General features: G+C 54.3%; 18 protein-coding genes, 1 pseudogene and 1 riboswitch. Of the genes and pseudogenes, 10 read left to right on the plus strand and 9 right to left on the minus strand.

Annotation, left to right across the window (positions count from 1 at the left end):
• Position 1: 1 nt before the first annotated feature.
• Positions 2 to 526: a non-heme ferritin gene (gene ftnA / locus L2731_RS13430; protein ID WP_041509641.1), complete on the plus strand. Its 525-nt coding sequence runs from the start codon at positions 2 to 4 to the stop codon at positions 524 to 526.
• Between the two features lie 372 nt (positions 527 to 898).
• On the opposite strand, the gene L2731_RS13435 is transcribed toward ftnA, so the two are convergent.
• Together L2731_RS13435 and ribB are read right to left on the minus strand one after the other, a co-directional pair.
• Positions 899 to 4,075 carry an EAL domain-containing protein gene (locus tag L2731_RS13435; RefSeq protein ID WP_249253610.1) on the minus strand — a complete coding sequence of 1,059 codons (3,177 nt, stop codon included), beginning with the start codon at positions 4,073 to 4,075 and terminating at the stop codon, positions 899 to 901.
• A gap of 396 nt (positions 4,076 to 4,471) precedes the next feature.
• Entirely contained in the window at positions 4,472 to 5,125 is a 654-nt protein-coding gene (ribB, locus tag L2731_RS13440; protein ID WP_041509640.1) for a 3,4-dihydroxy-2-butanone-4-phosphate synthase, read from the minus strand.
• Between the two features lie 160 nt (positions 5,126 to 5,285).
• Positions 5,286 to 5,487, minus strand: a riboswitch (FMN riboswitch).
• A gap of 139 nt (positions 5,488 to 5,626) precedes the next feature.
• Here ribB and L2731_RS13445 point away from each other — a divergent pair.
• From L2731_RS13445 to L2731_RS13460, 4 genes and pseudogenes are all read left to right on the plus strand, one after another.
• Positions 5,627 to 7,684 carry a S9 family peptidase gene (locus tag L2731_RS13445; RefSeq protein WP_249253612.1) on the plus strand — a complete coding sequence of 686 codons (2,058 nt, stop codon included), beginning with the start codon at positions 5,627 to 5,629 and terminating at the stop codon, positions 7,682 to 7,684.
• A gap of 31 nt (positions 7,685 to 7,715) precedes the next feature.
• Positions 7,716 to 7,979: pseudogene (locus tag L2731_RS13450) on the plus strand (GIY-YIG nuclease family protein); the annotation flags it as partial.
• Positions 7,980 to 8,141: 162 nt separating this feature from the next.
• Positions 8,142 to 8,978, plus strand: coding sequence for a phosphatase PAP2 family protein (locus tag L2731_RS13455; RefSeq protein ID WP_249253614.1), 837 nt, complete (start codon positions 8,142 to 8,144; stop codon positions 8,976 to 8,978).
• 75 nt (positions 8,979 to 9,053) lie between these two features.
• On the plus strand, positions 9,054 to 9,875 hold the full coding sequence (locus L2731_RS13460) for a phosphatase PAP2 family protein (protein WP_249253616.1): 822 nt from the start codon (positions 9,054 to 9,056) through the stop codon (positions 9,873 to 9,875).
• Positions 9,876 to 9,964: 89 nt separating this feature from the next.
• On the opposite strand, the gene L2731_RS13465 is transcribed toward L2731_RS13460, so the two are convergent.
• A complete protein-coding gene (locus tag L2731_RS13465) occupies positions 9,965 to 10,735 on the minus strand; it encodes a DUF4097 family beta strand repeat-containing protein (protein WP_249253618.1) in 771 nt (256 codons plus the stop codon).
• A gap of 215 nt (positions 10,736 to 10,950) precedes the next feature.
• Between L2731_RS13465 and L2731_RS13470 the strand changes: the two genes are divergently transcribed.
• Positions 10,951 to 11,751, plus strand: coding sequence for a class I SAM-dependent methyltransferase (locus L2731_RS13470; RefSeq protein WP_239853872.1), 801 nt, complete (start codon positions 10,951 to 10,953; stop codon positions 11,749 to 11,751).
• Positions 11,752 to 11,827: 76 nt separating this feature from the next.
• On the opposite strand, the gene L2731_RS13475 is transcribed toward L2731_RS13470, so the two are convergent.
• The 3 genes from L2731_RS13475 to L2731_RS13485 form a co-directional block, all read right to left on the minus strand.
• The gene (locus tag L2731_RS13475; protein WP_249253620.1) at positions 11,828 to 13,669 is read right to left on the minus strand and encodes a M14 family metallopeptidase; all 1,842 of its coding nucleotides are present in this window, start codon (positions 13,667 to 13,669) and stop codon (positions 11,828 to 11,830) included.
• 223 nt (positions 13,670 to 13,892) lie between these two features.
• Positions 13,893 to 17,042 carry an efflux RND transporter permease subunit gene (locus L2731_RS13480; RefSeq protein WP_249253622.1) on the minus strand — a complete coding sequence of 1,050 codons (3,150 nt, stop codon included), beginning with the start codon at positions 17,040 to 17,042 and terminating at the stop codon, positions 13,893 to 13,895.
• Positions 17,043 to 17,051: 9 nt separating this feature from the next.
• Positions 17,052 to 18,212 (minus strand): efflux RND transporter periplasmic adaptor subunit, encoded by a 1,161-nt coding sequence (locus L2731_RS13485; RefSeq protein ID WP_041509633.1) that lies wholly within the window; start codon positions 18,210 to 18,212, stop codon positions 17,052 to 17,054.
• A gap of 433 nt (positions 18,213 to 18,645) precedes the next feature.
• Between L2731_RS13485 and L2731_RS13490 the strand changes: the two genes are divergently transcribed.
• Positions 18,646 to 19,392: a TorF family putative porin gene (locus L2731_RS13490; RefSeq protein ID WP_415837035.1), complete on the plus strand. Its 747-nt coding sequence runs from the start codon at positions 18,646 to 18,648 to the stop codon at positions 19,390 to 19,392.
• A gap of 304 nt (positions 19,393 to 19,696) precedes the next feature.
• On the opposite strand, the gene L2731_RS13495 is transcribed toward L2731_RS13490, so the two are convergent.
• Positions 19,697 to 20,386 (minus strand): DNA-3-methyladenine glycosylase I, encoded by a 690-nt coding sequence (locus tag L2731_RS13495; RefSeq protein ID WP_249253626.1) that lies wholly within the window; start codon positions 20,384 to 20,386, stop codon positions 19,697 to 19,699.
• 217 nt (positions 20,387 to 20,603) lie between these two features.
• On the opposite strand from L2731_RS13495, the gene L2731_RS13500 reads away from it, so the two are divergent.
• Positions 20,604 to 21,509, plus strand: a complete 906-nt coding sequence (locus tag L2731_RS13500) for a LysR family transcriptional regulator (RefSeq protein ID WP_249253628.1) — start codon at positions 20,604 to 20,606, stop codon at positions 21,507 to 21,509.
• Between the two features lie 81 nt (positions 21,510 to 21,590).
• On the plus strand, positions 21,591 to 22,238 hold the full coding sequence (locus L2731_RS13505; protein ID WP_249253630.1) for a glutathione S-transferase family protein: 648 nt from the start codon (positions 21,591 to 21,593) through the stop codon (positions 22,236 to 22,238).
• Here the strand turns inward: L2731_RS13505 and L2731_RS13510 are convergent.
• Together L2731_RS13510 and hemG are read right to left on the minus strand one after the other, a co-directional pair.
• Complete coding sequence (locus L2731_RS13510) at positions 22,235 to 22,774, minus strand: thioesterase family protein (RefSeq protein WP_249253632.1); 540 nt, start codon at positions 22,772 to 22,774, stop codon at positions 22,235 to 22,237. The two genes, L2731_RS13505 and L2731_RS13510, sit on opposite strands and share 4 nt — an antisense overlap.
• Positions 22,775 to 22,889: 115 nt before the next feature.
• On the minus strand, positions 22,890 to 23,423 hold the full coding sequence (gene hemG / locus L2731_RS13515) for a menaquinone-dependent protoporphyrinogen IX dehydrogenase (protein ID WP_249253634.1): 534 nt from the start codon (positions 23,421 to 23,423) through the stop codon (positions 22,890 to 22,892).
• Positions 23,424 to 23,695: 272 nt separating this feature from the next.
• Here hemG and L2731_RS13520 point away from each other — a divergent pair, with 272 nt between their 5' ends.
• On the plus strand, positions 23,696 to 24,001 hold the full coding sequence (locus L2731_RS13520) for an ArsR/SmtB family transcription factor (RefSeq protein WP_041509627.1): 306 nt from the start codon (positions 23,696 to 23,698) through the stop codon (positions 23,999 to 24,001).
• Positions 24,002 to 24,017: the final 16 nt, after the last annotated feature.

Below are 24,017 nucleotides of genomic sequence, written 5' to 3' on the forward strand. Positions count from 1 at the left end.
TATGCTGGCACAAACGATGATAGATCAGTTGAACGCGCAAATTAATGTGGAGTTCTTCTCCTCTAACCTCTACCTACAGATGAGCGCCTGGTGTGAAGACAAGGGCTTTGAGGGTGCCGCGAAATTTATGCGTGCTCACGCCGACGAAGAGATGCAGCACATGCATCGTCTATTTACCTATGTCAGCGAAACCGGTGGCATGCCGCTGCTGGGGGCGATCGAGGCGCCTCAATCACAGTTCGAATCGCTGCTTGCCCTGTTTGAATACACCTATGAGCATGAGCAGATGATCACAAGCAAGATCAACGCCCTGGCTCACACCGCCTTTACCAATCAGGACTACTCGACCTTCAACTTCCTGCAATGGTATGTGTCTGAGCAGCACGAAGAGGAGAAGCTGTTCAAGTCTATCGTCGATAAGATCCGTCTGGTAGGCGAAGATGGCAAGGCGCTATTCTTCGTCGATAAAGATCTGGCACAGATGGCTCAGCAGGAGTCTGCCAGCGTGATGACAGTCGGCGAATAAGCCCGATGCGGGGCATAACGCCCCGCCTTCAACTCCCCCACAGGCCTCAACCCACAGGCCTCAACCCACAGGCCTCAACCCACAGGACTCACCCCACAGAGCAGAACCAATAGACCTCACTCCAAAGTCGCTCGCCTAATTTCCTCAAGATCACGCTTACCTGTGGTCATTGGCAAATAGCTGCCGATCACAAACACAGATCTAATACCAATCACAGTAAACATGTGATCAGAAATAGCGCAGGAAAAACGCTTGAGAACAAAGCAGGATTTTTAGATAAGTAGTTATTCTACAATTAAAAATACTAATACAGTTATCGAGCATTTTAACAAGCTAGAATGATCAATTGTTTATTACGATTGGTATAAATGATTACTGCAGAGAAGTCGGTCTCACCCGAACGATGCGCTGCAGCAAGGGCTCGAGCTCGCTCACAGGCATAGGCTTAGCAACAAGATAACCCTGCACGAAATCACAACCTAATCCCTGTAGGAAGCTACGTTGAGGCTCACTCTCCACCCCTTCGGCCACCAGGCGCATATCCAGACTCTGTCCCATGGTGATGATCGCCTTGATCAGGTTGGCATCTGCCCTGTCTTCCAGCATGTTGTCGACGAAGCTCTTGTCTATCTTGATCACTGAGATGGGGAACTGCTTTAAATAGCTCAAAGAAGAGTAGCCGGTGCCAAAATCATCCAGATAGATCTCGACCCCCAGATGGCGAATCGCCGTCAGCGCCGCGAGGGATAGCTCGGTATCGGCCATCAGCATCGATTCGGTGATCTCTATATGGATATATTGAGGCGCCACATCATACTTCTGCAGCAGGCCGTTGAGCATACAGGCGAAATGGCTTGGGTCACCATGGGCCAGCTGGCGGCCAGAGACGTTGATCGCCATGTTGATCATAATCCCCTGGTTATGCCATTGACGCAGATCCCGCAGCGCCTGCTGGATCACCCACTCTCCGATAGGCTCGATCAGCCCAGTCTCCTCGGCGATGGGAATAAATTCATCGGGGGGGACCAAGCCCCGCTGCGGATGACGCCAACGCAGCAGGGCCTCGAGGGCTATGCCTTCACCGCTGCTGGTATCGACAATCGGCTGATAATGCAGGCAAAACTCATGTTGCAACACGGCGCTTCGCAGCGACTGCTCCAGAGTGATACGTGCCAACATGTTGTTGTTCATATCGGGCGAGAAGTAACCGAAGCAGTTGCGGCCATCTTGTTTTGCCTGATACATGGCTGTCTCGGCATTACGGGTCAGCACCTCGACACTGGTGCCGTTGCTGGGGTAGCAGCTGATACCGACGCTGGCGGAGATCAGCAACTCGTTGCGATTGATGCCGAAGGGCGATGACAGGTGCTGCAATATCTGCTTCGCCCGCAGCTCTATCTCGCCCTGATGTTTGGTGTGCCCCATAACCACCACAAACTCATCGCCGCTAAGCCGCGCCACGAAATCGTGCTGTTCCAACAGGGCTTCCAGCCTAGCCGCCGCCACCTGCAACAGCTCGTCACCCACAGCATGGCCATAGATGTCATTGATGTACTTAAATCTGTCCAGATCGATGAAGAGCACGGCCACCGAGCAACAACGTTGCTCCGCCAGCTGCAGCATCTGCGACAGACGCGAGGTATAAAGCTGACGATTAGGCAGGTTGGTCAGGGCATCATAGTTGGACTTGTACCAGATATCCTGTTCGTACTTCTTACGATTGCTGATATCCAGGAAGAGGCCGATATGCTGTACCACCCGCCCCTTGTCATCCTTAACCACGGTAATGGCTAGGTATTCGGGATAGATCTGGCCATTCTTACGCTTGTTCCAGATCTCCCCCTGCCACTTGCCGTACTGCTTGAGCGACTGCCACATCTGCTCGTAGAAGTGATGAGGCTGCTGATGAGAATTAAGGATCGCCGGGCTGCGTCCCTTGACCTCCGCCAGGGTATAGCCGGTGATCTGGGTAAAGGCGGGGTTCACCGCCTCGATCAGGTTATCCTTGTCGGTGACCACTATCCCTTCGGCGCAGTATTCAAACACTGCCGAGGCCAGGGAGAGTTCACGGTTGGCCTTCTGGCGCTCGCTCAACATGGCGTTGAGGGCCATCGCCATCTTGGCGACCTCGTCTCGCCCATCCACCGGCACTGACAGCTGCAGCTGAGTATTCTGGGCCATGCGCTGCATCAGAGAGGCTATGGTACCGATACGGGTCACCAGGTTGTTGACTATGAGGCGACCCAAGACGATCAAGAACAGAAAGTTGCACATGGCAGCCATGATACCGAGCACCAAATAACCCAGCGCCTCACGCCCCTGCCGTTCCACCAACAAGGCAATATTGCCACTCAAGATCAGGCTGGCCTGATTCATCTGGCTCAAGGACTCACTGGCCAAGGCCCACCAGGCTTCGCTGGTCACCGCAGGGGGTTGATGCTGTAACAGTGACAGCGCCTCCAGCATAGGCTGCTCTTCCCTGACTAGCGGCAAGGGCCCGGTATTGCCTGACAACTTATGCTGGCGCTGAGCGTATATCGCCTCACGATATTGCGACACAGCGTTAGCAATTTGCTCTAACGCCTTACGCTGTACCGATGTCACATAGGGTAACCCCTGTGCCTGACGCAGCGATTCCTGTATCGCCTGACGATCCTCTTCGAACAGCGTAATATTGGACGCCTCGCCTCCGAGCAGGTAATCCTGAAAGTGATCGATCAGGCCACCATACCCCAGCCTTTCCCGGATTCGATTGGCGAGCAGAATCAGGTTCACCTGCCCCCTCACCCGCTCCTTCATCAGAGCCAACTCCTGGGTCGCTTCATTGTCCAGGGTCTCCTGGATAAGCACGAGATCCGCCATGGAGGTCGTGGACAACAGCTCATGGAAGGCATCATTCAGCTCATTTTCCATCGAATAGCCAGCAAGATAGGACTGATAATCCAGGCTATCGGCCGACAGCAGCCGGTTCAGCAAGTCTCTATCCTTGCCCGCAAGCTCCTGCAATTTAAGCATATGGATGAGATCGTTATAGGCCTTGGCGAGCAGGGTATTTTGCACCTGAGACTGGATCTGGGAGATGAGCACCAGGAGGTGCTGGGTAAACTCGCTGTAGAAGCTGAAACTGCCACTCTCCTTGAGCCTATCGACATCCTGACGCACCTCCTCCAGCCGCGCGGCGAGACTATGAATGGTATCGACACTCTGTTGCAGGTTGACGCTGGGTCTATCTATCTCGCTCAGGGAAAGATGCAAGTTGGCAATATTGGGAGCATCGAGTAGCTCCTGAAACGCCTTTTCAGTCTGACGCCGCTGGGTCTGCAGCCGCCGTTCAAATCGCTCCCCCTTGCTGGCAATAAAACCGGCCGACAGGCCGCGTTCGTTCTGCAGAGCATAAATCAGCTTCTGGGTCTGCTCTGTGATCATCACCCCAAGGGCATTACGTTGAGCCGTCTGCTGCCGCTCGATCAGATCGAACATGCGCAAGCAGCCGAAGATCAGCAGCAACAACATGGGGATAGTCGCCAGCAAGATTAATTTCTGGCTCAAACTATACCGGTTCAGCATAGATGACATCTAAAGCGCTCCTTGCTCGACAATCACAAAAGCAGACACGAGGGAATTAGGGTCTGAGAGTAGTAACATAGCCTAAGGCCCGGCGTCACACCTATTTAACCAAAGTCTAATCTAGGTCACGAAATTGACGGATCTATGGCGCAATATCCAATAAGCCTTTATTTTTTATTAACATTTAAATTGGTAGGAAGATTTGGTGAGAACGACTTTGGGCCCCAGCTACCTAAGCTGGCACAGGTTTTGACAAACCAGAAGACGGTTAACAGGGAGATTTTTGCGTCCTAATAATAAACAAAGAGCCAATATATGACTCTTTGTTCACTATAGATACTCAATAGAGTCCACAAATGTGAACCGACGAGCGTCGAATTAGCTCGCCTGTTCGAGTAGCGACTTGCGATAGCAGACGATATCTTCGATGGTCAGCACAGGCATCTTATGCTGCTCGCCGAAGGCGATGATCTCAGGCAGACGGGCCATGGTGCCATCGACATTGGTCACTTCACACAACACACCGGCCGGCTTGAGCCCGGCCAGTTTCATCAGATCGATCGTACCCTCGGTGTGGCCGCGACGCGTCAATACGCCACCTGGCTGTGCCCGTAGTGGGTAGACATGGCCAGGACGCGCCAGATCGCTCGGTTTGGCATCATCGGCAATGGCGGCCTTGATGGTCGTCACGCGATCGGCCGCCGACACCCCTGTGGTTACCCCCACCTTGGCCTCGATGCTCACGGTAAAGGCGGTGCCATACTGGCTGGAGTTGTCTGCCACCATGGGGGGGAGATCCAGCTGTTTCACGCGCTCGTCAGTGAGACAGAGACAGACGATGCCGCTGCATTCACGGATCAACAGTGCCATCTGCGCCTGGGTCAGGTGTTCTGCGCTATAAATAAGATCCCCTTCGTTTTCACGATCTTCATCGTCGACCACCAGCACGCCTTGACCGGCCCTTAGCGCGGCTAAGGCAGCTTCGACACGAGTGATGGCATCACCAAAGGGAGAAAGTAGAGACTGATTCATGGTTAAATCCTTAGTAAGACTAATAAAATGGTTTTTCCAGAATCAGGGCATACAGAAAATGGCGCGCCTTGAGATAAAATTATCTCGGCTCGCCGAATAAGAGGTGTGCAGGCACGAGAAAAGCAGGGGCTTGGCCTCATCTTCTCGCAGTCACGCTATCTTATATTCTCTTTCATCCGGACTTAGTGCACTAGGTGCTCATTACCGTCGGCTCTGGAATAGATTGCTTGGCGCGCACTTCACCAGATCTGCTGACCCTAGTTGCAAACTAATACCTAGATGCAAATAGGCGCTCGCGGGCTGACAACCCGAATGGATTGATCACCGCCGGTGGGGAGTCTCACCCCGCCCTGAGAATGTACTCTCCGTCGATGGAAAGCGTGGCTATGTTGCGCCTAAATCCATCAAAGTACAAGCGTCAGGGGTGACAAATATAAGCCAGATCACCTAAGCTCTTGCTCCAGCACCCGCTCACTTTCGATTCAGAATAAGGTCAGTCCTATGTCAGGGATAACTCCTCCTATCGCCCGCAAACAGCCTCATGTACTCAAGCACCATGGCGATGAGCGTATCGATGACTACTATTGGCTTAGGGACGATGACCGTCAGTCCCCCGAGGTACTGGCGCACCTAGCGGCGGAAAACCGCTACCATAAGGCCTGCTTCGCCCCCTTCGAGTCGTTGCAACAGACACTGTTTCAGGAGCTGGTTGGCCGTGTGGACAAGGATGAGTCCAGCGTCCCCTATCGCTGGCATGGGCATTGGTACTATAAGCGCTACCGGGGAGACGACGAGTACCCCCTGTTTGGCCGTAAGCGAGCGTTAGAGGGCGAAGAGCAGCTGCTGTTAGATGCCAACGAGCGCGCCGAGGGTAAGGAGTTTTATAGCCTGGGCGGCTTGAGCGTCAGCCCAGATGAAACCCTGCTGGCGATCAGCGAAGACACCCTGAGTCGCCGCATCTATACCATCCGCATCAAACGACTCGACCAAGAGAGCTGGCTCGAGGACAGCCTAACCGACACAGACGGCGAAATCGTCTGGGCCAACGACAACAAACACCTCTTCTATATCGCCAAGGATCCGCAAACCCTGCTGGGCAACCGTGTCTATTGCCACCGTTTGGGCGATCCCCAGGCTAATGACCGTCTGGTTTATCAGGAAACAGACGACAGCTTCTATCTGTCGATCGGCAAGAGCCTGGATGAGTCGCGTATCGTGCTCACTCATGAGAGCACGCTCACCAGCGAGGTCTCTGTGTTGGATGCCCAGCAGGCCGAGGGACACTTTAAGCCGCTGCTGCCGCGCGAGACGGGTCACGAATATTCGGTGGCCAAGCGGGGCGATGAGTATTACATACTGACCAATTGGCAGGCGGTAAATTTCCGGCTGATGAAGGCGCTCGAGTCGAGCTTCGCCGACAAGCACAGCTGGCAGGAGATACTCCCGGCAGACGAGTCGCGGCGCCTGGAAGATCTCCTGGTACTGAAAGACTATTTGGTGGTGCAGTATCGCCAGCAGGGACTGAGCCAGATCCTTATACAGCCCGACGACGCCCCGGCCTATGAACTCAGCTTCGACGATGCCGCCTACGTGGTGGGGCTGGACGTGAATCCAACCCAGGACAGCCATTATCTGCGTATCTACTATGCCAGCCCATCGACGCCGGAATCTATCTACCAGGTAGATCTCACCCAGGCAACGCCGAGGCAACTGCTGAAACAGGAACGGGTGCTCGGCAACTTCGATAGCCAGCACTACCAGACCGAGCGACTGTTCATCGACGCCCGAGATGGCGCCAAGGTGCCCGTAACCCTGGTCTATCGTAAGGACAGATTCCGCCAGGATGGCAGCAACCCCTTGTATCAATATGGCTATGGCGCCTACGGCTACACCATAGAGCCCGACTTCGACAGCGCCATCCTCAGCCTGCTGGATCGCGGCTTCGTCTATGCCGTCGCCCACATTCGCGGCGGTGAAATGCTGGGGCGCCCCTGGTACGATGCCGGTCGCCTGATGCAGAAACAGAACAGTTTCAATGACTTTATCGACGTCACCCAGGCCCTGGTGAAGCTAGGTTACTGCGCCCGGGATAAGGTGGTCGCCAGTGGCGGCAGTGCCGGTGGCCTGCTGATGGGTGCGGTGATCAATCAGGCACCGCAGCATTATTTCGCCGTGGCGGCGCACGTTCCCTTCATCGATGTGGTCACCACCATGCTAGACGAGTCCCTGCCCCTCACCACCAACGAATATGACGAATGGGGTAACCCGAATCAGGCCAAGGCCTACCGCTACATGTTGAGCTACTCCCCCTACGACAACATCTGCCGCCAGGCCTACCCACACCTGCTGGTCACCACTGGCCTGCATGACTCTCAGGTACAGTATTTCGAGCCCGCCAAGTGGGTGGCTAAACTCAGAGAGCTCAAACAAGACGACCATCTATTACTGTTTCATATCGACATGGAGGCAGGTCACGGCGGCAAGAGCGGCCGTTATCGCCACTATGAAGATACGGCCGAAGAGTATGCCTTCTTCCTCGGCCTGTTAGGGATGGCCTAAGATGACACAAGAAGCGATGAGCGCAGGGTCTTGGAGCCTCTACATGATCCGCTGCGCCAACGGCCACCTCTACACGGGGATCACCACAGATATCGATCGCCGCTTCAAGGAGCATAGTGACAATGGCCCCAAGACCGCCAAGTATCTCAGGGGCAAGGGGCCACTGACCCTGGTCTATCGTGAACGGGTCGGCAGTCGCTCGGCAGCCCTGAAGCGGGAGATCGCCGTGAAAAGGCTCACAAAAGCGCAAAAAGTTGCGCTAATACACTTTGATTCAAATGATGAAAACCCGTAGAAAATGCAAGGGAAAGCAGCTGTAAATCATAGGCTAAAACCAGAACAAACCAGCGCGACTCGGTCCAACAAGATGTAAACCCAGGTTTTACATCGGGTTAAACGCCTTTACTTACCCATAACAAACCACTATCGTAGGCGGGCGCGTTTATGTGGAAAGACTATGAATTTACAACAACAAGCAAAGGCGATGGGAATGCCTGCGCAAGACAAGTACCAGGGACGCGGCTTTATTGGGTTACTCTTGTTTCTACTTTGTCTACACCTCTTAGTGTTAGACGCCTCGAACAATCTATCCCTATTTAGATTCTTTAACGGCATTGCGGCCTACGCACCCGCCGATCTCCTCCTGCTGATCACAGATCTCGGCAATGGCGTCACCCTTGGGGTGATCACTCTCTGCTGCCTGGTGAAACGTCCGGAGCTCCTGCTCAGGGTCGTCATCGCCAGCGTGCTGTCGCTGATCATAGTGCCCCTGCTGAAGCAGACCTTCGATGCTCCTCGTCCGGCCGTGTTGCTGGAGACTCTCAATATTGTCGGCGAGATCCGCCTCAAACACAGTTTCCCGTCAGGCCATACCGCCACCGCCTTCCTGTTTGCCGGCACCCTCTTCTTCGCCTTTAGGCAGACGCAGATCAAATGCCTAGCAATCGGCTTCGCCAGCCTGGTGGGACTGTCGCGTATCGTTGTCGGTGCGCACTGGCCACAGGATGTGATCATGGGCGCCTTCGTCGGCCTCTTCTGCGCCTACGCAGCGGCCCATTGCCCTCTGGTCAAGCTAAGCCAGTTACACAAGGCGCTGATCATGGCCTTCCTCTGGTTGGTACTCGTGATATGCGAACTGGATAAGAGTTTCGATAAAGATCTTATCTGGCCGATACTCATGCTCAGGTGGGGCCTGATCGCCACTGCCGCTATGTTGATCTGGCGCGAATATGGTGCCATGTATCGCACCAAGGCGTTGGCAGGCATTGCAAGGTTAACCACCCAAAAGGCGTAAGACTTTCACCAAGATTCACGCTTTCTTCACACTTAGGAGCCTACACTGGGGACTCCTAAGATGAAGAGGTGTGCCATGTTCAGACTGACCCAGGCTCAGAACGCCAGGGAAACCTCCCTGATGATGACCACAGATCGCAGCCGCTATGGCGCCCTGCTACTGCTGGTCAGCATGCTCATGCTCCTCTGCCTGAATCAGGTTCTTAACCTTAACCTCTTTCATGCCATCAACGGCCTCTCGCCCAAGGTGCCGCAGTGGCTACAGCTCGCAATTACAGATCTCGGCCACGGCAGCACACTGGGCACTATCGTACTCATCTGCCTGCTGCGTCGCCCCGAGCTGATGCCGCGAGTGCTGACCGCCAGCCTGCTGTCGATGATCTTAGTCCCCCTGCTGAAACAGTATTTCGATGCCCCCAGACCGGCGGCGGCCCTGGATTTTCTCTATATCGTCGGCGAGACACGCCTGCACCACAGCTTTCCCTCGGGCCACAGCACCAGCGCCTTCCTGTTTGCCGGCACCTTACTCATGGTCATGCGAGATAAGAAGAGCAAGTGGGCGTTGCTGATGGGGGCTGACATGGTGGCGCTATCACGCATCTTGGTGGGTGCCCATTGGCCGGTAGACGTCCTGGCTGGCGCCTTATTGGGACTAAGTTGCGCCTACGTTGCCTCCTATATCCCCTTGGTGCGTATGTCGCCTAAGCGTTGGGGAGTAATGGCAGGCGTACTGCTGATCACACTGCTGGCATGCCAATACAAGGAAACCTCTTCGCAGATGGCCTGGCAGATCATCGGTCTGCGCTGGGGACTCCTGCTGCTTGCCAGCATCTTGGTGATCCGCCAATATCTGCAAGCTCGCCAGCCTTTGGCGCCGCGTAAGCTAGCCAGAGCCTGACCCCAGGTTTCAGGTTTAAAGGGTGGGCATCGGCTAATCCCTAGGTTCGTGCGACCCCGAGATTAGCCTCTGCGCCGGGAAGTCCTGGCTTAGTCTATGCTGACCTGACCCTGAATCTTGTCGAAGCTGAGGCTGCCTGAGCCGGCGTCTATGATGTGAAGCCCCTGGGTGTCCACCACACTAATGCCGCCTGAGCCATCGTCTATGGTGACCTTACCTTTGATCCCTCTAACCTCTATGGCACCCGAGCCGTCGTCGATCTCCACATCTCCTTTTACCGATGCGATAGTCAGGCTGCCTGAGCCATCCTTAACCTGAATATCACCCGCCACATTGGTGAGCGAGATACTGCCCGAGCCGTCGTCTATGGTGAGCTTGTTCCCGCCATCTATCTCTATGGCGCCGGAGCCATCTTCAATCTGCATGTCAGCCTGCACGCCGCGGATCACTATGCTGCCCGAACCATCGTGAATATCCAGCATCATGTCGGCAGGCACCTTCACCATAAGATCTATGTAGGGCGACTGACCATTTGAGAAGCTCATGCGATGAAAGCTGTCGAAGTTAGCCACCAGCTTGGCCTTGTTGCCGCTGCGGGTAAGTGTCAACTCGGGCTCGGCGCCATCATAACCATAGATGTCGGCGTCTAGGGTGATCTGCTCAACCGAGACATCACCCACTATCTTCAGGCTACCAGCGCCCGTATCGGCGACCAGGGTATCTAGCGACTGGGCCTCCAGGGTCAGTTGAGTCTGCTTGTGATAATCGAAGTTGTCCCTACCCGCACTGTTCACATTCACAATGCATCCAGTGAGTCCGAGTACCAGGGCGGTCACCATAGTAATTGCGCGAGCCAACATAAAAACCTTCCTTATTCTTTATTAGAGTCATTCGTCACGCCTCAAAGTGGCGTCTTAGATAGCCCAACTAAGCAGATAGCATGCCAACAAGTTATCTTATTGTTTTTAATGTGTTATTGTTATGTTTGCACGATTTGAGGGTGGCGACATCACCACCTGGTTCGTGGGATTAGTTACTATTTAGTGAAATACTTCATCAACTTATGAGGCGCCCAGTGGATTACTTAACCCTAAATCGAACGGCCTGGAATCACAGAACCTTAGAACACCTAGAATCCAGCTTCTACGATGTCGAAGGCTTTCTCGCCGGTAACAGCTCCTTGCAGGAGATAGAGTTGGCAGCGCTTGAGGTGGAAGGGAAAAGCCTGCTACATCTGCAGTGTCATTTCGGTCTGGACACCCTCTCCCTGGCACGCCTGGGCGCCGAGGTGACCGGAGTCGATCTGTCCGATACCGCCATTCATCACGCCCAGCAGCTGGCTAAGGCCTGCGGACTCGAGGCCAATTTCATCTGTAGCGATGTTTATCAGGCTGGTGCTCAACTGCAACAGCAATTCGATATGGTCTACACCTCCTATGGCGCCCTCTGCTGGCTGCCAGATCTACGGCGTTGGGCCGAGCTGGTCCATCAGTCGCTGCTACCGGGAGGCCAGTTTTATATGGTGGAGTTTCATCCCGTGCAGGCGATGATGGAGGGTTACAGCTACTTCGCCCAGCAGGAGGGTGATGTTGAGGAAGAAGGCACTTACACGGAAAATGCCAGCGACACGAAACACACCATGGTGACCTGGCCTCACTCGTTGGCCGACGTGATAGGGGCGCTCATCCAAGCCGGGCTCAGGATAGATGCGATTGAGGAGTTTCCTTTCAGTCCCTACGACGCCTTCGACAATCTGGTGACAGGTGAGAGCCTGGGACTGACCAGCGACAGGCCCAGATATTATCAGCTGCATCAGGGCAAGCCGATCCCTATGGTCTACAGCCTGTCGGCCAGCAAGCCAAAGGCACTGGAGTAACGCCTCGTTAGTCAGACCCGAACATACAGGCCCGAATAAACAGGCATAAAAAAGCAGGCCAGGCCTGCTTTTTGGTTTAGTCCCTTAGCACGGGATAGACACCGTACAGCTTGTCGTAATAGGGGCTACGCTCATAGAACCAGCGCAGTCTCGCCTCGGCATCCTTGGCAAACTCAGGTTCCCTGAGCGCGGCCTCAAACTCGGCCGCCAGGGCGGGATCTTCTTCGAGCATCTTGGTCGCCAGCGGCTCTACCGCATAGTGCTCGATATATTCGGTGCGGGTAAAGATGGGATTGAAGAAGCCCCACTGCAGCAGCGAATCGGGCGACTGCGGCTCCAGCAGGAGAATCGCCAGATCGCCGAGCGGCTGATGAGTGCTGATCTTCACAGTGCCCGCTGGCAGCACCACCTTAGTCTTATGGCTGGACACAGGGGCAGAGACCCGCTGACGCCCCTCGTAATCCTTGGCATCAAAGGCCGGCTCACCGAATCGATATTGGGTCAGGGTGAGTGTCTGTGCCTGCTCCAGGCGCGTCATGCGGATACCGTGAATACTCAGGCGCTCGATCACTGCCTGCCACTGGGGCGGAATATAGTAAGCCTTGGGGCGATTCACCTTGATGTCGGCACGGGTCTTACCCTTCACGGCCAGGTTCTCGTACAGCTTGGGCTCGCCGGTCCAGCGCACCACTGTCTCGCCGCTGATGGGGCTCAGCTCCAGGCGATAGTCTATCCCTTTAAAGTCCCAGCCCTTTGGCTGAGTCTCCGATTGCCAGGTGAGTGTGATACGGTCGCTATAGCGATAGCTGTCCTGCTTGATGGCGCTACGCAGCGCCGTGCCCTGCTCGCCCAGCACCTCTAGGGTCGAGGCCAGCATCACATAGGTGCCCAGAACCCGCTGCTTAAAAGGCTTGAGGCTGTGATTCTCGATCAATATGGTCGGCAGATGGCGCGCGTCACCATAGCCGTTCGAGTAGCGTGGACTGGCGTTCCACAAGGACAAACCCTGGCTCAAATCACGATTGTCGAGGGCGAACACCAAAGGGCCGGGTACATGCCCCTGGGCGCTGAGCGCCTGTTCCACTCGAGGACGATACTTATCATTGAGCCAGCGATAACTGGCGGGGCTCAGGCCCTGGGCCAGGTTATAGCCGAAGGTGACGTCATACTGATAATCGATGCCGTCGGTGACATGCACATCGATATAGAGATCCGGCTGCCAACGATTAATCGCCGCCAACATATGTTGCATCTCTAGGGTATCTGCCTTGGCGTAGTCACGATTAAGGTTGAGGTTATTGGCCGTGGTGCGCCAGCCCATCTCCACCGGGCCACGCTGGTTAACCCTGTTAAACTGGCCGCTGCGCTCGTGGGCATCGACGCTGAAGATGGGCACGAAGAGGAGGTTCGCACCGGTTAATAGCGCCTGCTTGTCTCCCATCACCATGTCGCGCAGCAACATCATGCCCGCATCCTTGCCATCTATCTCACCCGAGTGGATCCCCGCCTGCACCAGCAAGCTAGGCTTGCCGTTGGCCTGGAGTGCATCGGGGGTCGCCGCGCCCTCCTGGCTCGCCACTATCATCCAGATATCTCGCCCCTGAGGGCTCTTACCCAAGGAAACCTTGCGGAGCTTGTCGCTGGTGGCGAGCAGCTTGTCCAGCCAGGCGAAGGTGTCGTCATAGCTGGGGCTGGACTTGAGACCGCCCTGCTCGAAGGGGGTCGCCCAAGGGTCATCTGCCGCGCGCAGCAAGGCTTCGCTGGTGCCGTGCCAGGTGATGCTCGGCGGCAAGATGGCATCATTGATATAAGTGTTATTTAACGAGATTTGGGCCGGTTGAGGGCCGCTGGTCTCTGCCATGGCGGATGTGCCGAAGGCGGCGAGACAGAGGAGCGTAGCGCGAGAATATAGGGACATCTTAAGTTACCTAACGGCTTATTATTAGCCGATTATCTTTCAATAAATAGCCAGCAAGTGCAATACGTTAAGGACTTATTTGCACAGAATAACTATGCGGCACAACACCTGCCTTGAGCAAAACGCGTTTAGATTGAACAAAAATTAAACCTGAACGGTCAACAGCCCCTAAGGCAATAAAAAGCCCGGTTATTACCGGGCTTTTTGACGAAATGGCTAATGCCTATTCTTGTGGTGTCGAGTCGGCGACCTGAGTTGCGGCGCCCTTCTTCTCGCGTTTGCTGAAGATACGCTCGACGATCACGAAGAAGATAGGGATAAAGAAGATCCCCAGGAAGGTCGAACTCATCATGCCGCCCAATACGCCGGTACCGATAGCGTTCTGGCTGCCCGAGCCAACGCCCGAGCTGATGGCCAGTGGCACAACACCCAGACCGAAGGCCAGCGAGGTCATCAGAATAGGACGTAGACGCACACGCACCGCATGCAGAGTCGCTTCCACCAGACCCGCGCCCTTCTCGTAGAACTCTTTGGCGAATTCGACGATCAGGATGGCGTTCTTGGTCGCCAGACCTACGGTAGTCAACAGACCCACCTGGAAGAACACGTCGTTAGGCAGGCCACGACCGTTCATCGCCAGCAAGGCCCCGATGATCCCCAGTGGAACCACCAAGATCACCGCAAACGGCACAGACCAGCTCTCATACAAGGCCGCCAGTACCAGGAAGACCACCATGATAGACAGGGCATAAAGCGCCGGCGCCTGGTTACCCGAGAGACGTTCCTCGTATGACAGGCCGTTCCACTCGACGCCGAATCCTGGCGGTAACTTGGCTACCATAGCCTCGATGTCGGCCATGGCCGCCCCCGTACTATAACCCTGAGCGGTACCGCCCTGGATGTTCATCGCAGGCAGACCGTTGAAACGCTCCAAACGCGGCGAACCATATTCCCAGGTACCTGTGGCAAAGGCCGAGAAAGGCACCATCTCACCCTGGCTGTTACGCACATACCAGGTATCGAGGTCTTCCGGCTGCATACGGTACTGGGCATCACCCTGTACATAGACCTTCTTCACACGACCACGGTCGATGAAGTCGTTCACATAGCTACCACCCCAGGCAGTACCCAGCACGCTATTGACCGCGTCGATATCGATACTCAGGGCGCGAAGCTTGGCGTGATCGATATGGATGCGATACATAGGTGCATCTTCCTGACCGTTTGGACGCACGCCCACCAGGTTAGGATTCTGTGACGCCATGCCCAGCAGCATGTTACGGGCCTCGAGCAGCTTCTCATGGCCTTGGCCATTTCTGTCTTGCAGATAAAAATCGAAACCGTTTGCCGTACCCAGCTCGATCACCGCAGGCGGTACGAAGGCAAACACGAAGGCTTCCTTCATCTGCATGAACATGCCCATGGCACGTCCGGCGACCGATTTAACGTCTTGACCCGGGCCGGTACGCTCAGACCAGTCTTTCATGCCAACGAAGGCCAGACCCATGTTTTGACCACTACCGGCGAAGCTGAAGCCTGATACGCTAAATACCGACTTGACGCTGTCGCCCGTCTCGTTGAGATAGAAGTCGGAGATCTTGCTCATCACCTTCTTGGTGCTCTCTTGGGTCGAGTTAGTCGGTAGGATCGCCTGAGTAAACAAGATACCCTGATCTTCGTCCGGCAAGAAGGCGGTCGGCATGCGCATGAAGATCCAGCCCACGGCAACCGTCAGGGCCACATAGATCAACATGACGCGACCGGCGCGCTTAATCATCGCCGCCACGCTGGCCTCATAACGCGAGGTCATCTTGTCGAAGCTACGGTTGAACCAACCGAAGAAGCCGGTTTCCACCGCATGATGCCCCTTGGCAATCGGCTTCAGCATGGTGGCACACAGAGCCGGTGTCAGGATGATCGCCACCAGCACAGAAAGCGCCATGGCCGATACGATAGTCACAGAGAACTGACGATAGATCACACCGGTCGAGCCAGACATGAATGCCATAGGCACGAATACAGCCGACAGGGTCAGACCGATACCCACCAGGGCGCCGGTGATCTGATCCATCGACTTCTTAGTGGCTTCTATCGGGCTCAGTCCCTCTTCCGACATCACACGTTCTACGTTCTCCACCACAACGATGGCGTCGTCCACCAACAGACCGATGGCCAATACCATGGCGAACATGGTCAGGGTGTTGATAGAGAAACCGGTCGCCGACAGGATGGCGAAGGTACCCAGCAAGACCACAGGCACCGCAATGGTTGGGATCAGGGTCGCACGGAAATTCTGCAAGAAGAGATACATGATGACAAACACCAGAACCACGGCTTCCAGCAGGGTATGCACTACGCCCTCGATCGACTTCTCGACGAAGGGGGTGGTGTCATAGGGATAAACCACTTCCAGGCCTTGGGGGAAGAAGGGCTGCATCTCGTCGACCTTCTCACGCACGCGCTCGGCGGTTGCCAGAGCGTTGGCACCTGTGGCCAGCTTGATCGCCAGACCGGCAGCCGGACGACCGTTGTAGAAGGACTCTACCGAATAACTTTCCGAGCCCAGCTCGACGCGAGCCACATCTTCCAGGTAAACCTTGGCACCCGAAGGATCTGACTTGATGATGATCTTTCTGAACTCTTCCGCCGTCTGCAGACGACTCTGCGCCGTTACCGTGGCGTTAAGTTCCTGACCCGCGATAGATGGCGCACCACCCAACTGACCCGCAGACACCTGAGCATTCTGCTCACGAATCGAGGCCATGATGTCCAGGCTGGTGAGGTTGTACTGAGTCAGCTTGAGGGGATCTAGCCATATACGCATGGCATATTGAGCACCGAACAGCTGGATCTCACCCACACCGGGTACACGACTCATGGGGTCTAAGATGTTAGAGCCCACATAGTCGGAGATATCATTCTTACCGAGCGAACCATCCTGGGACACGAAGCCCAATACCATCAAGAAACCCGAGCTGGATTTGTTGACCTTAACCCCTTGTGCCTGCACCTCTTGCGGTAGCAGAGGCATCGCCAGCTGCAGCTTGTTCTGCACCTGGACCTGGGCGATGTCTGGATCGGCCTCGGCGTTAAACGTCAGGGTGATCTGCGCGTTACCGAAGCTGTCACTGGTGGACGAGATGTAACGCAGATGGTCGATACCCGTCATGCGCTGCTCGATCACCTGGGTAACCGTATCTTCCATGGTCTTGGCAGACGCGCCCGGATAGATGGCGCTAATCACCACGGTCGGCGGCGCAATACTCGGGTACTGCGACACGGGAAGCTTCATGATAGATAGCACCCCGGCCAACATAACAATAATTGCAATCACCCAGGCAAAGATAGGGCGATCGATGAAAAAACGAGCCATAACTTTACCTTACTTCTGTGGTTGCTTGTCTGATTGCATCTCGCTGAGCGGCTTACCCACTACCGGGGCGCCTGGACGTATCTTCTGTAAACCCTCGACGATCAGCTGATCGCCGGCCTTCAGGCCACTGGTGATGCGCCACTGGTGATCGATCACCTCGGCTGTGGTCACCACTCTCGACTCAACCTTGCCCTCGCCGCCAATCACCATGGCTACGGCCTGACCCTTGGTATTACGGGTGACCGCCTTCTGTGGCACCAGAATCGCCTTAGGATCTGTACCCGCGTTCAACACGGCGCGCACATACATGCCAGGCAGCAAGACGCCATCCGGGTTAGGGAATTCGGCCCTTAGGGTTACCGAGCCGGTGTTTTCATCCACGCTCACCTCGGCGAATCTGAGAGAACCCATATGTTCATACTCTGTGCCATCTTCCAGGATCAGACGCACATCGGCATTGTCGGCCGCCTGAAGTTGTCCCTGCTTAAGCTTGGCCTTGAGGCGCAGTAGCTGGGCGCTAGACTGGGCGATATCGACATTGATGGGATCCAGCTGTTGAATCGTCGCCAGGGCATCGCTCTGATTGGCGGTGACCAGGGCACCCGCGGTCACAGACGACTTACCGATACGGCCTGAGATAGGCGCCTTCACCTGGGTGTATTCCAGGTTAATCTTAGCGGTATTGATCGCCGCCTTAGCCACGGTCACGTTAGCCAGCGCCTCTTTATAGAGGGCGTCGGCCTCGTCGAAATCTTGTTGGCTGATGGCATCGGTCTTGATTAGGGCCTTATATCTGGCCGCCTTGGCCTTGGCCGAGACGAGACTGGCATTGGCACGGGCCAGATCGGCCTCGGCACTGACCAGCGCCGCCTTATAGGTCGACGAATCGATCTGATAGAGAGATTGACCCTCGGTCACCTCACCACCCTCGACGAAGCCGCGCTCTGTAATGATTCCCGTAACCTGAGGACGCACCTCGGCTTCAAGGTAGGCCTTGCTGCGACCCGGTAGCTCAACCTGAATAGCCTGGGACTGTTCGACAACCTGAACCACCCCAACCTCCATGCTTTGTGGAGCTGCCGCCGAATGACCTGGGTTCTCGTCCTGGCCACAACCTGTTATCCATAACGCCACACTAACTAACGAGGCAATTTTTACTATTTGCCGCATGAGAACTCCTGATCAAAGCCGCAACAAAAAATCCCCATGCACGATCGAGGCGCTATGGGATATCTAATGTGAGCAAAATTAAAAAAAGATTTAGAAACTATTTATCTCACACCTAGCTTAGTGCAACAAGAACAAGTAGGCGGAGATATTGTAAGTTAATGCAAATTTTTATTTTTAATCATGTTTTCTTGTTAAGAAACAGTTAAAGATTGCAACTTTTGGCTCAGTTTTAGCGTTTTTTGTGTCTAAATAGTGATCTTCGTCATTCGAACATGATGAAAACTAACACCATATTAAACATGAGGTTAAATCAAAGTTGTTCATAATTGTTCACATCTTTATTTGATCAGTTCATCTGTGCCAACAAGGCCATTCACAACTTGGACTTATAGTCGCCTCATCAGCCAAACAACAGCTAGATGAGATGAAGATGATGAAGACCTTAACTCAGTTAAAATGTTCGATACTCCTTGGCAGCCTGTTAGCCGCTGGCGGCGTCATGGCCGAGCCGCAAAGCACACAAGTGTTAGGTGGCAATATCACAGGCAAGCTGACCTTTGCCTCAGACTATGTCTTTCGTGGTGAGTCAGAGACCATGGATGGCGATGTCCCTGTTGTGCAAGGCACGCTGGGATGGGGAAATGATCAAGGTTGGTACGGCGGTGTTTACACTTCAAACATCAAGTTTGCCGATCCTAACCTGGAAATCGTCACGGCACCCTACATAGGTAAGGCTGGCACCTTCGGCGATTCAGGCATTACCTATGATGTAATGCTCTTCTCCTATCTCTACCCTGGCGCCTCATACTCTAACTACACAGAGTTATGGCTCAAGGTAGGCAAACAGTTTGGCCAGGCCAACCTGCAACTAGAGGTTACACCCACCGTCGATGACTGGTTTGGCGTGGACGGCTGGCAAGGCGTCAACTATGCCATCCATCCAAGCTATCAGTTTGAAAATGGCATTAGCCTCTCGGGCAGCGTAGGTTATCAGGATCTCGATGGTAATGGCGCCGAGGGTTGGGGCCACTGGAACCTTGGGGTAAGTAAGACTTTCGCGGGCCTCAGTTTTGATCTCAGATACCACGGCAGCACAGTGGATGAGAGCCATAAGGTGTACGGCACACAGACCAAGATTTTTGATGACCGAGTCGTTATCGGCGTCAGCAAGAGTTTCTAAGCACTCGCAGTTTCCAATCTCTGCACGTTTTGCCAGCCCTCGGGCTGGCTTTTTTGTATAGGGACATACTTATCCCCGGTGTCCATGGATGGACAAAGAGGGGATTTGTACAGGGCCAAAAATATCCCCGGTGCTCAAGGCCTTTGATGTTCCTGACATCAAATGGCATTTCCTTCATCCATGAAGGTCAGTGAGCATAGAGGGGATTTATACATGGCCAAAAATGTTCCTGACATTTTTTGGCATTTCCCCCATCCATGGGGGTCAGAATACTTATCCCCGCTGCTCTGGGATAATCACTTAGTTATATCCTGTTGTCGCCCACGCCACAGGCGAGAATACGGCTGATCTCTGCCAGGGAGCGACCCGATTGAGCCTGCCAATCGTTGAAGGTTTCCTGCACCTGAGCCAAGCCCCGCTTCGAGGTAAAACCGGCGTCGATCAGCTTATGGGCCTGAAAATACCCCTTGATATCCTCGGTCAGCAGAAAGGTGTCCTTGCCTATGGTACGCAGAAAATAGGGGCCGGTATTGCCACCCAGTCGGCGGCCCAGGCGTTTCAGCTCGGCCCAGAGTCCAACGATATTCTCGCTGGGCCAGTCGGCAATAAACTTGGCAAAGCTGCCGTGGGCGAGCTTAATATCATGCACCATCAGGGCGTTGTCATAGATCGCCATAGTCTTTTTCAGATGACGTATTAGCTCGGGGTCGCTGGCACGCTGCTGAATCTGCTCCGGCGACAACATCAAGATCTTATGGGGCTCGAAATTAAAGAAGGCCGCCTCATAGGCGGGCCACTTGTTGTCGACGATGCGCCATACAAACCCAGATTGAAACACCTTCTTACTCAACTCAGACAGCAACTCGGCATCCGAGTATTGAGCGATCTTCGCCTGAGGTAGCACCTCTGGCAGACGGGCAGCCAGGCCCTCTTCTCCGCCTTTGCGCTCACAGGCGCGCTGATAAATGCTGTCGAATGATTCTAATCGCGCCATACTGTTGGCCGCTCCTTAAATACTTTTTGACCCCTGATTACGTGTCTCACCTTGCCATAGATCACCCACCAGCAGACTCGCCATCACGCATCAGACTTTGACTTATTGGTTATCATCAACAATAAATAACCCTTATGTTGGGCTATTTTTACAACATTAGTAAACAATAACCAGAGATGATTGCTATCGGCTTGCCCTAAAGCTGGTGAGGTTAATTATGGACGCATCACAACTCTACCGCATGTTGGTCTTTGCCAGCGTGGTCGAACAGGGCTCGCTAACCCGCGCCGCCGAATCACTAAACATTAGCCGCTCTATGGTGAGTCAGCACCTGAAGAAGCTGGAACACAGGTGTCAGTCGCGCCTGTTAAACAGAACCACCCGCAGTCTGTCTCTGACCCAGGAGGGTCAATCCTTTTACCGCTACTGCGCCGAGTTGCTCAAACTCGCCAAACAGGCGGAGACCTCCCTAAAGCCCAGCGATGCCGAGCTACAAGGCAGCATCACGCTTGCCGTTCCGCAAGCCCTAGGCTATGAGGTCATCGCCCCCATCATCAAGGCGTTTCATCGAGATTACCCTAAGGTGCATCTCTCCTTGCTGATACAGGACAGACAACTGGATCTGGGCGACCACCAGATCGACGTGGCAATTCAGATAGGCGCCGCCAGTCAGCCCGGCGTTAACGAGACCAAGCTGGGCCGCTTCGATGAGTTACTGGTTGCCAGCCCGGAATACCTGGCCCACCATGGTGCGCCATTGCACCCGGACAATCTCAACCATCATCATTGGATAGGCCTAGCCGGCGACAGGCTCCCCAGGCACTGGCAGTTTGAAAACAGCGAGGGGGAGCGCGTCCGCCTGCAGCTCACCCCCTTCTTCAACTGCAACAGCCTACAGGGTACCCTGAGCCTGGTGTGCCAGGGGCTGGGCGTGGCCCTACTGCCCGCCCCCTTGATAGACCAGCACCTTGCCAGTGGGCAGCTGGTGCATCTGCTACCCGACTATCACCTGGGACGTGGCGCCCTCTACCTGGTGCATCCCTACCTTGAGGTGATCCCACCCAGAGTCAGGGCGCTGATCGAGTTGCTGACCGCCCGCCTGACGCCGCACACGACGGTATAAGGCGAGGTAAAAAGCAGGCCAGTTGCAGGATTTCGGACTAAGATTAGCTTATCGGTTCTGGGCAAGTGGGAGGTGCATTTGATGGAACTGTTTTACCATCCCCTGTCACGATATTCCCAGAAAGTCTTGATCGCCCTATACGAGAAACAAGCTAACTTCTATCCCAGGGTGATAGAGCTGAGCGATCCCTTTTTCCGCAACGAATTTAAACAGCAATATCCCCTGGGGAAATTACCCCTGCTCAAGACACGTACCGGTGAGCTCTTGCCAGAATCCAGCATCATCATCGACTACATAGACCATGAGTTTTCCACTGGCACCCGGCTGCTGCCACAGGATTACCCACAGCGCCTACAGGTGCGCCTGTATGACCGTCTCATCGATAACGACCTGAATAATCCCCTCTACCTGCTGGAGCAGATGGATGCACGAGAAGAGGAAAATCCGCTCAAGGCGAGACAATTAGAGAAGGAGATCATGCTGCTTCTAAGCGAGCTGAACGACAAGTTAAGAGAGAATCACTGGCTCTGTGGCGACGCCTTTACCCTGGCAGATTGCGCGCTGATCCCTTGCCTGAATCACGCCAGAAACCGCTTCAAGCTGTACCAGTTAGATCCCATCGACAGGTACCTGAATCAGGCTAACACTCGAGGTGCCTGGATCCAGGTACAGGAAGAGATAGAGTTAACCAGCGCCGCGGTGCAGGCGGGTTTTCGCCCCATCCCCTAATTGGCAGGTAAATTACGCTCTTTCTTCAGCGTGAGGAAGGCTTTCCACTTCTCGACTTCCGGCGGCAAGCTCGGCGCTGGGCCGTCGAAGCCTGCCTCCTTCAGCATATCCGGAATCGGCACCTGTTTACGGTTGTTCACGAATACGCCACGCACATGCACGATACAGTGGAGCGTGTCGTCGCTGACGAAGCGCTGCTCGATATAGAAATATTTCTCGTCCCACCCCACCAGGCGGCTCTCGATATCGAAACGACACAGCGGTTTGATGTCGCGGATATAGGTAAACTCGGCGGCGTTGACTATAGGTAGCCACTTGAGCTTCAAGAAACGTTTCAGTAGCCCCATCTCGGCCAGCATATAGGTGCGAGCCAGATCCATCAGGGCGGGATAACGTGAGTTGGTCAGATGCAGGTTGATGTCGCAGTCCATCGGCAAGGCGCGATAACTGATCTTACTCGTACCCAGAAAATCGATACTCCGGCAATGGCGCACCCGCCAAAACATCAACCAAAACAAACGAAAATAGAGGTTCATCTCACCTGGCTCCCTTAAATGAAGGGCAAAGGCTACCAGAGGTCTGACCAGGTGACAAGCAAGATCGCGCCAAGGCAAGGGCTGTTGTCAGGGCGCGATGAACGGAGAGTAGAGACTAATCCTTGAGGGTTAACAGGTGCTCAGCATATAACTTAACGTCTTCCCAGTCGGTGTAATCGATCACCGCCTTGGGATCGGTTGGGCCGTCGGTGATCTTCATGATCAGCTGGATCATCCACCTGTCATACCAACGCCAGGAGGGGTAATCTACCTTACCGGCGATCACCTTGACATCATCAGGCTTCCAGGGAGAAAGCTCGATAAATTTCTGCAGATACTTGTTGTTCTCGGGGATCCGCTTCTCTGGGTTACGGGCCACCACGTTGACACTAAAGAAGCTGTTTGGCTTGGCCACCAACTCGGCCTGATAGCGGGTCACAAATTCGAACACTGACTTGTGGTAGCTACCATAGAGCACACAGGCACCTACGGCGACGTAGTCGTATTTTTCCCAATCTATACGCTCAAACTCGCCAATGCGCAGAGCATCACAGCTATGTCCCAAGGTGTTCAGGTGCGCCGCCATCGCCTGGGCTATCTTGGCCGTATGACCGCCGCGAGAGTAATAAACAATTAGTACTGAGGCCATAAACGACTCATCTGTATTGGAAAAGAGAGTCACATTGTTACAGCAAAGCGCGAGAGAAACCTCAAATTGGATCACAATTTAGTTAAGGTTTTTGTGAAATACACCACCAATTGGATATTTAACTCGGGGTAAAATAACTACAAAATTATGAGCAATCCTAAAAGGACACAGGTCGGCTCTCGTTGAGTTACCCAGGCTGGCTGAGTATCATTGCTTTCACTTTTCCATTCAATTAGAATAATCTAATTAATAGAGTACAAGAGAGTTGCCGTATGCAAAAAGATATTGATGTAGATGCAATGGTCACCAATGCCCAGAGCGCAGCCAAGTGGCTAAAGGCAATAGCAAACCCTTATAGACTGATGATCTTGTGCCAGCTACTCGACAATGAACTGAGTGTGACCCAGCTGAATGAGAACGTGCCCCTGAGCCAGTCGGCGCTGTCACAACACCTGGCGGTATTGCGCGCAGAAGACTTGGTAGCGACCCGTAAGAGCTCACAGATCGTCTACTACACACTGAAGAACGAGCAGGTCACCGAGGTGATCTCCATCCTCTACAAGCGTTACTGCGCATAAGCCCTGGGAAGATGAA

This window comes from Shewanella aquimarina, assembly GCF_023349185.1.
Classification (GTDB): Bacteria; Pseudomonadota; Gammaproteobacteria; order Enterobacterales; family Shewanellaceae; genus Shewanella; species Shewanella aquimarina.